The 11,991-nt window shown below is 38.3% G+C and carries 12 protein-coding genes; 9 read left to right on the top strand and 3 right to left on the bottom strand.

What is annotated here, in order from left to right; translation table 11 throughout:
• Positions 1-163: 163 nt before the first annotated feature.
• The 3 genes from FZC41_RS03050 to kamA all read right to left on the bottom strand — a co-directional run bounded on the left by FZC41_RS03050 (position 164) and on the right by kamA (position 2,729).
• On the bottom strand, positions 164-412 hold the full coding sequence (locus FZC41_RS03050) for a CPF_0552 family protein (RefSeq protein WP_148565908.1): 249 nt from the start codon (positions 410-412) through the stop codon (positions 164-166).
• 142 nt (positions 413-554) lie between these two features.
• Entirely contained in the window at positions 555-1,385 is an 831-nt protein-coding gene (gene ablB / locus FZC41_RS03045; protein ID WP_148565907.1) for a putative beta-lysine N-acetyltransferase, read from the bottom strand.
• Positions 1,386-2,729, bottom strand: coding sequence for a lysine 2,3-aminomutase (kamA, locus tag FZC41_RS03040; RefSeq protein ID WP_148565906.1), 1,344 nt, complete (start codon positions 2,727-2,729; stop codon positions 1,386-1,388).
• A gap of 681 nt (positions 2,730-3,410) precedes the next feature.
• On the opposite strand from kamA, the gene FZC41_RS03035 reads away from it, so the two are divergent.
• From FZC41_RS03035 to FZC41_RS02995, 9 genes are all read left to right on the top strand, one after another.
• On the top strand, positions 3,411-3,638 hold the full coding sequence (locus FZC41_RS03035; RefSeq protein ID WP_148565905.1) for a 4Fe-4S dicluster domain-containing protein: 228 nt from the start codon (positions 3,411-3,413) through the stop codon (positions 3,636-3,638).
• A gap of 308 nt (positions 3,639-3,946) precedes the next feature.
• Positions 3,947-4,303, top strand: a complete 357-nt coding sequence (locus tag FZC41_RS03030; RefSeq protein ID WP_148565904.1) for a hypothetical protein — start codon at positions 3,947-3,949, stop codon at positions 4,301-4,303.
• A gap of 106 nt (positions 4,304-4,409) precedes the next feature.
• On the top strand, positions 4,410-5,096 hold the full coding sequence (locus tag FZC41_RS03025; protein ID WP_148565903.1) for a response regulator transcription factor: 687 nt from the start codon (positions 4,410-4,412) through the stop codon (positions 5,094-5,096).
• A gap of 9 nt (positions 5,097-5,105) precedes the next feature.
• Entirely contained in the window at positions 5,106-6,350 is a 1,245-nt protein-coding gene (locus FZC41_RS03020; RefSeq protein WP_148565902.1) for a sensor histidine kinase, read from the top strand.
• A 67-nt stretch (positions 6,351-6,417) separates the two neighbouring features.
• Positions 6,418-7,101 carry an ABC transporter ATP-binding protein gene (locus FZC41_RS03015; protein WP_148565901.1) on the top strand — a complete coding sequence of 228 codons (684 nt, stop codon included), beginning with the start codon at positions 6,418-6,420 and terminating at the stop codon, positions 7,099-7,101.
• Positions 7,098-9,065, top strand: coding sequence for an ABC transporter permease (locus tag FZC41_RS03010; RefSeq protein ID WP_148565900.1), 1,968 nt, complete (start codon positions 7,098-7,100; stop codon positions 9,063-9,065). The genes FZC41_RS03015 and FZC41_RS03010 overlap by 4 nt, the downstream gene beginning before the upstream one ends.
• 322 nt (positions 9,066-9,387) lie before the next feature.
• Positions 9,388-9,723, top strand: a complete 336-nt coding sequence (locus tag FZC41_RS03005; protein ID WP_148565899.1) for a PadR family transcriptional regulator — start codon at positions 9,388-9,390, stop codon at positions 9,721-9,723.
• The gene (locus FZC41_RS03000) at positions 9,720-10,388 is read left to right on the top strand and encodes a DUF5336 domain-containing protein (protein WP_148565898.1); all 669 of its coding nucleotides are present in this window, start codon (positions 9,720-9,722) and stop codon (positions 10,386-10,388) included. Before FZC41_RS03005 ends, FZC41_RS03000 begins: the two co-directional genes overlap by 4 nt.
• A 443-nt stretch (positions 10,389-10,831) precedes the next feature.
• Complete coding sequence (locus tag FZC41_RS02995; RefSeq protein ID WP_148565897.1) at positions 10,832-11,848, top strand: GGDEF domain-containing protein; 1,017 nt, start codon at positions 10,832-10,834, stop codon at positions 11,846-11,848.
• Positions 11,849-11,991 lie beyond the last annotated feature (143 nt).

Genomic DNA, 11,991 nt, shown 5'->3' with positions numbered 1-11,991 from the left:
TTATATTTTATTATCTGTGATTAAATCACATTACGCACATAATGAAGATTATTGTTCATCTGAAATGACGGTAAACTGTTTCTGATATCATGAAAAGCAAAGAAAATAAAAAAAAGCTACTCAATCAAATTCTAATTGAGTAGCTTTTTTGTTGGATAAATAATTAGAATAGCATTTTTTTAACAACCACAGAATCACATGTATGTAATTCTTTTTCTAAAACGGCTATTTCTTCTTCTTTATCAGGAAGAAATTCCAAAATGATCAGGCCAGTGATACTGCATGATGATTCAGATGATTCATGTAAACCAAGACGTGTTTTTATGATACAGCCGTTTTTGGTCAATAATTGCTGAACCTTTGATGCATCACTTTCGCGATTTCCAACTTGAATCCCCATAATTTGTCTCATAAATAAACCCTCCTTAATAAAGATCTTATTTTTATTATTATATGCTATAAAATGAGATTTAAACAAAAAATAAAATTAAAAATGCAAAAAAACAATTGAAATTTTACGATGAAAATACAAAAAGTTTCGGCACCGTTTTTTTTTATATTTCTTTATGCCAAATGTTCATTGACTCAATTGAACCGGATATCTGTGTGTTGTTAAAAAGGGTGCCGCCAAAGCTGTAACCAGCCTTTGCAAAGGTACTGTTCATGCCATAGGATAAGGATCTGGCAATGGTATACAATAGCCGGTAGCCTTGTTGTTTCATCTGTTGTTCAAGTTCCAGTAGTAAATGCAGGGCAAGTTGATAGCCTCGATATTCAGAAAGAACTGCGAAATCGGTCATTTCAGAATTCAGATGGGCGGGATCGGTTTCGCTTGAAGCCACGGCCACCAGACCATCCGAAGTAAAAACACCATAATACTGAATATTGTCGGCCATGGTTTCGAGGAGATATTGTTCATCAAAAATGGGAAAAGGATAGCTTTGGAAAACCGTCTGATAGATCTGTGCCAAAGCTGGTACATCATTTTCTGTCAGGCGTCGGAGGCGCCATAAGCCGGGTAATGCTGAAGGAGGCTCTCCCGCTTTTTTCTGAACACTTTGAATAATTTTTTCTAATTTAGACGCGTTTTGTATTTTTGCTCTGTCTTCTGTTAAGTATTTGCTCATCATGACACAATCCTGATGTCTTTGGTAATAGGATGGCATGACCGCTTCCTGTTCGTAGCCATAGTCTTTAAAGCTGTTCTTATGGCTAAAAGGTAATTTAGCCACTATTTTCGTATAATTTTCTTTATTGGCAAGAGTATCCAAGTATTTCAAAAGCACTTTTTCATCTCGTTTATCAAATTTCATTAAATAAATTCGATTGCCCTCTTTGCCATGCTGTAAAAGGCTATGACCAAAGGTTTCTATTGTATCACTCACTTAAACCACCAATTCCTCGATATCTTTATTTCGTTGGTCCCGTTCAAGATCTTCAGGTACAAGAGTAATATCATCATCGTAGTCACATAATAATCTGGAAATTCCGATGGGTTTAAGATCGGCTTCGTCGTTATCAAGTTTTAATTGCAAATTACATCCTTCACAGTCTAAATTACAAACAGTGTGTTCATAGTTTTCCGGCATTTTATAAGTGGTAATCACACCTTCATAATTTCTTAAAACAACCTTGTCCGTGGACCAGGAAATAAGGTAATTAGGCATAATCGGTATTTTACCGCCACCGCCGGGAGCATCAATGACATAGGTTGGAACTGCAAAACCACTGGTATGACCTCTCAAGCTTTCCATAATTTCAATGCCTTTTCCAACGTTGGTCCTAAAATGTTCAAGACCTTCAGATAAATCACATTGATAAAGGTAGTAAGGACGAACGCGATTAGCTACTAATTTTTGGACGAGCTTTTTCATGATGCGAGGACAGTCATTGATATCTCTCAGCAATACCGATTGATTTCCTAAAGGAATCCCGGCATTGGCTAATTTTTTAAGGGCGTGTATTGAGGTTTTTGTGAGTTCACGCGGGTGATTATAATGGGTGTTGATCCAGAGATTGTCATATTTTTTCAAAATTCTTGCTAAATTGTCGGTGATCCGATAGGGTAAAACAACAGGAGTTCGGGTTCCGATACGAACGACCTCAACATGGGGGATTTGGGTGATTTGTTCTAAAATCCAATCGATCTGTTCGTCAGGAAGTAAAAATGGATCGCCTCCGGAAAGAAGAACGTCCCGAACGGAGGGAGTATTTTTGATATACTCAATACCTTCGAGGATCATGTCCTTGGAGGGAATGGAATCAACATCACCTACTTTTCTTTTTCGGGTACAGAAGCGGCAGTACATGGAACAGATGTTGCTGATATGAAATAAAACTCGGTCAGGATAACGATGGGTAATACCAGGGACAGGACTGTCTTTGTCTTCACTTAGAGGATCGGCCATGTCAAAAGGCGAAATTGTTAATTCTTTGATGCTGGGAAAACATTGCTTGAAAACAGGATCGTTCTCATAATCATCCGAATCAATGAGTGATAGGTAGTAAGGGGTAATGGCCATTGGAAATTTTTCAATGGTCTTGTTAATTTCATTTCTCTTTTCATCTGAAAATTTTATTCCTAGGATTTTTTCAACGGTTTCTACTTTTCGAATGGTGTTCTTAATTTGCCAGTGCCAATCGGACCATTTTTCCATTAAATATTTTGATGCAGTTTCACTGTTAAGATGTTCTTTGGTTATTTTAATTGCTTCTACTGTTGCTTGCATATTGTCTCCTTTCAAGGGACGATTATTTATAAAAAAGGCACTCTAACTCTGTGTTAACAGAGTTAGAGTGCCTAAGTTTCGCTATAAGATAACTCACTTTATACCATCAAAGGTGCTACGTTGATAGTGTAGTATAAGACCATTGGGATCCTATACAAGCCCCAGTTCTATAGGGGTTGATGTTTTTCTATGTAAATTTCATTGGGCCTTTTCAATAAGTTGATTTATTTATTTCCACTTTCAAAAGGAATACATTAACAAACTCATCAACAGAATTACTCAATACATATACTTCACATTAATTTGTAATATATAGCCATTATACTAGAAAAGACAGTTGCTGTCAAAATCAGCTTAAGAAATCGGTATACAAAAGTGTAAAGGCAGTGGTAAAACTGGAAGGCTTCTAGTATTGGTCTTATACGAATCTGGTCAGTGAAAAAGACTCTAGTGTTTTGATCAGTCGATGGCAAATAAAAACAAAATCTTCGCTACTTTTACGTCTGGTGTATGAAAAAGCAGGTGCGTTTTAATGATTTAGTAGATGACAAATGGCCTTCGAGAAACGTTCCGGTCACCGGGTAGATACAAAATTAGTTCGCAGGATTAGTTTATCAATTGATTTTTCGAATCTTTTGTAGTTTAATATAAAAAGAATATTTAATAGACGAGGAGAAAAAAATGGCAAAACAGTGGTATCCAGTTATTGATTATGGAACTTGTATTAGTTGTGGCAGTTGCACAGAGAAATGTACCCATGGTGTATATGATAAGGAGAAGGCCCCTTCAGCCCTTGTCGTTTATCCGGATGGTTGTGTTGATCATTGCCATGGATGCGGAAATTTATGTCCAAGTGGATCAATTACCTATAGCGGTGATGATACGGATTGGGTGCCTCCTAACCGGTAATGATAGAGATTATCAGAGATCGAAGGAACGGTTTGGGACCAACGAAAAAGTTGCAGTTTGAGTTCAGCATTTTTACCTTTAATGCTGGCTCTTTTTTTATATAAGCTAAGAAAATTTTGTTTTTTGAATTGTGTCAGTTTCATCATTGATAAAATGATAGAATGATAGAATGATAGCCTGGAGTTTGCATTTCATTTGTTATATGACAAGTCGATTGGGGGGGATGTAAGTCAAAATGCCTCCGTGTTATTTTTGCGTCATCTCTGATGATGCGTCAAAATCAAAGAAGTGAGTAGGGAGATTAAAATATGATATCAAGAACATGGCATGGGATCGTGCCCATTGAAATGAGTGATTCTTTTAAAAAATATGAATACGAGACAGGTGTAAAGGATACATTGGCAATAAATGGAAATAGAGGTGCATTTTTAAAAATTGTTGATCAAGGGGAGTATGTTCATTTTTTCTTGTGTACGAAATGGAATTCAATGGAAAGTATGATCGCGTATGCAGGTAATAATCCTACGATTGCAGTAACCTACCCTGAAGATGAGAAATATGGTCTTATTTCTGATCCCATCGTGATAATTCAGGAAGTTGGAGATGACAGCGATCCTTTTGTTGCGTTTGAAAATTTTCATATTTCTAGAGTCAATCTCATTTAACATAAGAAATATTTGTTTCCTGATGCCCATTATATTCCAGCGGTATCATTAGTGTGAAATATTTGTTGCTTACTGGCAATAAGAACAGAAAAAGGAGGAAAAATCAATGAATAATATTCTTCTGGTAGAAGATGATTTGAGTCTCATCGACGGACTTGAGTTTTCCCTGAATAAAAACGGATTTCAGGTTGATGTTGCCAGAACCGTACAGGAAGCGCTTTCTCGATTGCAAAAACAAAGTTATGACCTCTTACTGCTGGATCTTACGCTGCCGGATGGAACGGGGTTTGATATATGTAAGAAGGCAAGACAGCATTCAACGGTTCCCATTATCTTTTTGACGGCATCAGATGAGGAGGTCAATATTGTGATGGCCCTGGATATGGGCGGTGATGACTATATCACCAAGCCCTTCAAGCTCAATGAACTCATTTCCAGAATTAATGCGTTATTACGACGAGCTGGAATCTCGCATGATTCACACAATGAACTTAAATCCAATGGCATTATTATTAAGATGGATGAAAATCGGGTGACTAAAGAAAATAGCGTTGTTGAACTCACTGGAGCTGAATATCGGCTTTTATGTTTATTGATGCAGAACCCGAATATGACGTTAACAAGATCCCTTATATTGGACAGACTTTGGGACGAAAATGGTAATTTCGTTGATGATAATACATTGTCAGTCTATGTACGCAGATTACGGAGCAAAATCGAAGATGATCCGCAAAAACCATTGAATATTGTAACGGTCAGAGGCGTGGGTTATAAATGGAACAACCAAAAGTGAGGATAGACAATGTTGATACTAAGTGATAAAAATGTGAGATTTCAAGCGGCAGTAATGGTGTTAATCCTTTTACTGCTTATTATTGTCAGCCAGATTTCTGTGATGCGGATGGCAGATGATTATAAAAGAAATATGATTGCACATGATGCTGAAATAGCGGGGTACCTGCTTGGAAACGGATTGGATGAACAGCTGATAAAGATGGCCTTCACCACTCAAAAAATAGCAGTTGATCAGAAGATGGGAACAGCCGTGTTAAAGGATTCGGGTTATGATGAAAATACAAGTAATTTCTTATTGCCTGAGATCACGGGATTCCAACAAAAATATGCGGCCATCGCATTGGCACTTTCGCTCAGTGTTTCCTTGCTCTTGTTGGCGACATTTTCTTTTTTTCTATGGAAACAGGATAAACAGCTTAATGATGCCGGCAAAAAAATTCAAGGTTTTATGGATGGGGACGTATCCATCCGTTTAGAGGACAGTTATGAAGACCATCTCTCTCGTTTGTTTGCAAAAATCAATACTATGGCAACAGCCCTAACTGCTCATATGGAAAAGGAAAAAAACAATCGGCTTTTTTTGAAAGAAACGATTTCCGATATATCTCATCAGTTGAAAACGCCTCTGGCGGCATTGCAAATGTACAATGAAATTATTCTGGATGAAAAAACAGGCAATGAGGTGGTGGACGATTTTTCGCAAAAAAGTCAGCGGGAGCTGTTACGGATGGAAAATCTGATCCAGAATCTATTGAAGCTTGCCAAGCTTGACGCAGGAACTATTGAGTTGGAAAAGAACCTGCATAGCCTGAGTGAATTTCTTGAAAAATGCCGTTCTACGTTTATGACCCGTGCGGAGCTTGAAAACAAAAAAATCAGTTTGGTCTGTGATCAGGCCATCAGGCTGTGTTTTGATGAAACATGGCTCAGTGAGGCCCTGGAGAATATCATTAAGAATGCCATTGACCACACAAAAGCAACGGATTCAATTGAAATATACGGTGAGGAAAATAGATTAGCAATTGAAATTACGGTCAAAGACAACGGATCTGGCATCCATCCGGATGATATCTATCATATTTTTGAACGCTTTTATCGAAGTCGATACTCGAAAGATCAACAGGGAATTGGTATTGGTCTAGCACTTTCAAAATCTATTATTGAAAAGCATGGCGGTACGATCACAGTTCAAAGTGAATGGGGGGAAGGAACCCTGTTTCATTTGATTTTTCCAAAGCTTACAAATTTGTAAGAAAAGATTCACTTGTCAGTCATGTGAGCATGCTATCATTTCAATAAAGAAAGGTGAGGTGTGAACATTGAATATTTTATCAACGCTTAATTTATACAAAACATATGGAACAGGCGAAACAAAAGTAGAAGCATTGAAACAGGTGTCTATTTCCGTATCAAAAGGTGAGTTTGTATCGGTTATCGGGCCATCAGGCTCAGGGAAAAGTACTCTGCTTAATATGGTTGGTGCTCTGGATCAGCCCACATCAGGAATGGTAACGATCGATGGCAGGGAGGTCCATAAAATGAAAGAAGAGGAACTTTCAGTATTTCGTCGTCGCAATATTGGTTTTATTTTTCAGTCCTTTAATCTGATTCCCGAATTAAATGTTGAAGAAAATATTGTGCTTCCCATATTGCTGGACTATCAAAAGCCCGATCAACATTACATTAAGGAATTACTGGGGCTCTTGGGTCTGACGGAACGAAAACATCATCTGCCCAGCCAGCTTTCAGGAGGACAGCAACAGCGTGTGGCTATTGGCAGAGCATTGGCTACAAAACCAGCCATTATTCTTGCCGATGAGCCAACGGGGAACCTTGACAGCAAAAATAGTCAGGATGTCATGAATTTATTAAAACTGTCGGTAGCTCAGTATCACCAGACTGTTATTATGATTACCCATAATCACAGTTATGCATCCTTTGCGGATCGCGTCTTTCAGGTAAACGATGGCATGGTCAGAGAACTTGGAGCGAGCAGGAGATGAAAACCTATCTTGATTTAGCACCGAAATATTTGTCCGGGCATAAAAATAAAACCAGGCTGACAGTGCTCAGTGTGGTAATGGCGGTGGCCTTGGTAGTGGGAATATTTTCCATGTTGGATGCCCTGGTGACATTCGAGAAAGCCCAGGTACTTAAGAGTGAAGGCAATTATCATATTCTCATTCGAAATCCAACGCAGACTGAAATTGATATCATTGCAAGCCGGATCGACGTTGAGAATTCAGGTATGCTGAAAGATTTGGGTGAGGGTAAAATAAATGACGAGATGTGTGCCATGGGATATATGGATGGAAATTTTGCCGGCAATTTGAATATTGTGCTGGCAGAAGGTGAGGCGCCCAAAAATGATAATGAAATCATGCTTGAAAAATGGTATTTAGACCAACTCGCCTTGCATATTGGCGACACGGTAAATATCGCCTTGTCTAACGGGATCGCCGATGATTATGTGATTAGCGGTGTCATTAACGATTGGGGTGCTACCAAGGCCGCTTCCATCCCCTTTGTATTTGTGTCAAAGGGAACGTCAGAGGGGCTGTCAGCAGTGACCAGTCAGTATTTTGTATTGTTTAAAGTGGGCGTTAATATTCAGAATACGGAAAGAGAAATTGCCGCCGGCTTGAATATTTCAGCGGACCGGGTTGGCTACAATGAAGGCCTTCTGGCCCTGATGCTTCAAACCAAAAATAATCGTGTATTAACGTTTTATCTCATTGGAATGGTACTTTTCGGCCTAGTACTGGTTACCGGGATTGTGATGATCTATAATACTTTCAATATATCGGTGATGGACCGGGTTCGACAATTTGGATTATTACGGTGCATTGGTGCTTCCAAAAAACAAATCAGACGAATTGTAAGAAGAGAAAGCCTGATCATTTCACTGAAGGCCATTCCGATTGGTGTGTTGGGCGGAATGTTCATAACTTTTATCTGTTCCGGGATACTAAAAATTTACAATCCTTATCTGTTTGGCGATATTTCAATTTTTAGTTTCAGTGGAATTGGTATTGGAGCGGGGGTACTGACTGGGCTTTTGACGGTTTTGATTGCTTCTATGCTGCCGGCCAAGAAGGCCGCAAAGGTGTCTCCAGTCAATGCAGTTACCGGAAGTGAGAGCGTAAAAATCTCAGGAAGGCAGAAACAAGGGGTTCTCACCAGGCTGTTTCCAGTTGAAATTGCCATGGGAGTAAATAACGCCATTAATAAAAAGCGGACGCTGATCCTCATGACCAGCTCGATCGCCATCAGTATTATCCTGCTTTTGGGATTCAGCGTTCTGGTCAATCCCGCTTTTATGGGGATGAAAACCGATGAACCATACACCCCTGATCTGACATTGACTTCAGATCAGGGGATAACTTCTGAATTATCGGAAAAATTATCACAGATTGAAGGTGGTGAGGTTCTGGGGAAACCAACTGAACATCAGATTGATCTTCAATTGAGTGGCAAAAATGACGAACAGACAGTCAATGAAGTCGCGGCAGTGATTGATGAGACCATTACGCTGCACGATAAACGGCAATTGAATGCTGAGGCTGATAACGCTTTTATGACCATCGCCGTTTTCATATATGGGTTTGTGGCAGTCATTGCCTTAATCAGTATATTAAATATGATCAATACCATGAATACCAGTATTGTATCCCGATCCAAATATTTGGCAATGCTGCGGGCCGTGGGAATGTCGGACAAACAGCTTAATAAAATGGTTTTAGCTCAGTCGATTACTTATAGTCTGACCGGGTGTATCACTGGGTGCGTTTTAGGAGTGGTGCTTCAAAAGGAACTGCTCGATTTTCTTGCAACGGACTGGTCTTTCCCTTTATATCAGATAGTAGGGATTACAGTAATTTGTATCATGACGGGAACTTTATCAGTAATAAGTCCACTGAAAAAAATCAAAGAAACGGTTATTTCAGAAACGATTACCTCGTTGTAAGAGCAAAAGCTCATTGAAGCCAATGGTACCAAGTTCATTTAAATTATTTTACTTGTCTTGAAGCGAATGAACTTGAAGCATTAAATCAGAAGTTGATGTATTATCGAGAACTATTAAGAAGCTTTCTCTATTATAAAGAAATGAAAGAGGCTTTTCAGCAGGTTCGTTTGGATTGGATGATAATTTTATAGCGAAATACGGTCCGTTGAGTCCCCTTCTGAGGTTTTTTTATGTAATCGAAAGAATTTTCTTGCAAACACAGCTAACATGCAATACAATATAGCAAGTAACATGCATTACATGGTAGTGAAAGGAGGATCAGATGATTCCATCACAAATGCTTAAAGGAACACTGGAAGGCAGTATTTTGGCCATCATCAGTGTACAGGACAGTTATGGATACGAGATTTCTCGTCAATTAGAAAAATTTGGCTTTGGTAATATTTCTGAAGGTACAATTTATCCTTTACTGCTTAGACTTGAAAAGAATGGATTGATTTTAGCGACTTATCGAGAATCAGGCAAGGGTCCGAAACGTAAGTATTATCAACTTTCTGATTCTGGAAAGAACGAACTGAAACAATTTTTCGATAGCTTTGAAGAATTGTATAAGGCCGTACATCAACTATTGAAATATTTGGGGGAGGACAATCAATGAACAGTAAAACGAAAAAATTGTTGCACGAGAATAATGAATTTGAAAAAAATCTAAACGATATGAATAAAAAGAGTCTCACGGATATCGTCGTTTATCTCCGGGGGTGCAACATTTCGGAATATCATCAGGAGGAAGTCCGAAAGGATATTATGCAGATGGTTGCCGATGGCGAAGCGAGAAACGAAAACATGAAGTCAGTAATTGGTGACGATTTCAAACAATTCTGTGATGAAATTGTCAATGCTTTTCCGCCTCGGTCAAAGAAAGAAAAAATATTGGTGGCGTTCAGTGAGGCTTTCTCATTATCAAGTCTGATGTTGGGCATTTGGCTGGCGGGCGGGATACTTGAGGCTGTTCTGAAAAAAACGACGTTTTCGGCATTATTCCTGACGCTGGGTGATGTGATCAATGGATTGTTGATTGTGACCATTGCGATCGGGATTGTAAATTTTGTCTGCAAGACATCATTTAAACCGGTAAAGAAATCCAATCGGATCAAGTCTTTTTTAGTCACCTGGGTGGTACTGTTTCTGATATTTGCATCGATCTTTCTGATTAGCCATTTTTTGACATTCAATCTTGTCAGTATCCCAACCATAGGGGTCGTTCTGTTAATAGTTGGATTGTTAGCTGTCAGCCGTTTTATTGACAATGTAATGATTTGATAAATCAAGAGCATGCCGACGTTCTGATTGATCAAAATGCACCCGATACACCAACATATCGGTGCTTGCTTTTTTTGAATCGTCCGACGTATGATGAATACAGTTGGCTAGGCATCTATGCCAATCTGCATCAGGACACCATACTGTTACTAAAAAAGCAGAAGAAGGTGGAAGGATGTATTGTGCAATTATTGGTGATCTCATAAAGTCCAAAGAGATTATACCGTCTGAGCGGAAAGAACTTCAGGAGAAACTGTAAAAACAGTCTGGAGTTTTACGACAAAGCACTGGCTATCAGATTGATGGAAATGGTTAAATCAAATATTTGTAAAAATCATGTCACATCGCATGCCACACATTGAGCAGGCTACTTTTCTGTGTTAAAATGAAGTGAATTAAACATCGGAACAACAAATCTTATTAACCGTTTAGAAGGGATTTGCATGGATACGAATAGAAGCAACACAGAATTTATTGAACATTATGGTACTAAAAAAATGGATCTTGACGAAAAGAAGTATATGCCTTGGATAAAAATCGGCATATGTCTTCTTTTTTATGGTATAACGATGTTAATACAATTTCAATTTCAATTTTTATTTGGTATAAATATAGGTGGCATAGCTGCACAATTCCAGGTGATGATTTCTACCTATCTGGTTATCTCGGTAAAAAAGCAAGGGTATCTGATCGCCATTTCAATGAATATGGTGGTATCTGTCATGGTGGCATTTGTGGTTTTTGGAAACGGTAACACGAATGCAATACCGGGTGTGATCGTCCCAATCTGTACCATCATTACCATTAGCATTATTTCATTTTATGAGAAAGGTCTCGATGCTAAACTGGAAGAAGTTTCACAACAAAAGAAAGAACTTGCTGACCTGTATGAGGAACTTACAACTTCGGAAAAAGAAATTATTAAACAGAATATCCTGATGACAAAATACGATAATGAAATAAAGAAAAGAGAAATCAGAGAAAATTATTTTGCCTATATCGATATTTTAACAGAACTTCCCAATCGTAAAATGATTATTGAAAAGCTGGATCAATTTGTGGAGATTGCACGCAATGAAAAAATAAATTTTGCGGTTGTTTTTATGGATTTGGATGATTTCAAAAGAATCAATACTTCTGAGGGTTATCGTATTGGCGATTTATTACTCAAAGAGATTGTTGCAAGAATAAAAAGTGAGATCCATGAAGATGATATCATGGGTCGCTTGGTTAGTGATGAATTCGCGTTAATCATCCGTCGTAATTTGGAAGAAGAAGAAATCTACGAATATGTGGAAAGAATAAGATTAGTTTTGTCGGAGTGTTTTATTGTCGAAAAGATGGAATTTAATATTAGTGCAAGTTTTGGAATTTCAATTTTCCCCCGAGATGGTATTAACTCGGAAGAATTGCTAAATTATTCTAATATAGCAATGTATAAAGCAAATGCAGTAAAATAGCACCTAAACTGCAAAACAGGGTATATGCTCTATATGAAGGAGGATTTATTTATAACCGCTGCAAAAGGTAAAATTGAGAAACTCAAAGATTAGACCACAGAAATAGGGCCGGTTTTGAAACATATGATTGACAGGATCATCAT

It is taken from the genome of Acetobacterium paludosum, from assembly GCF_008086595.1.
Classification (GTDB): Bacteria; Bacillota; Clostridia; order Eubacteriales; family Eubacteriaceae; genus Acetobacterium; species Acetobacterium paludosum.
The sequence above is the reverse complement of the archived record's forward strand: the minus strand, read 5'-3'. Positions and strand labels throughout refer to the sequence as shown.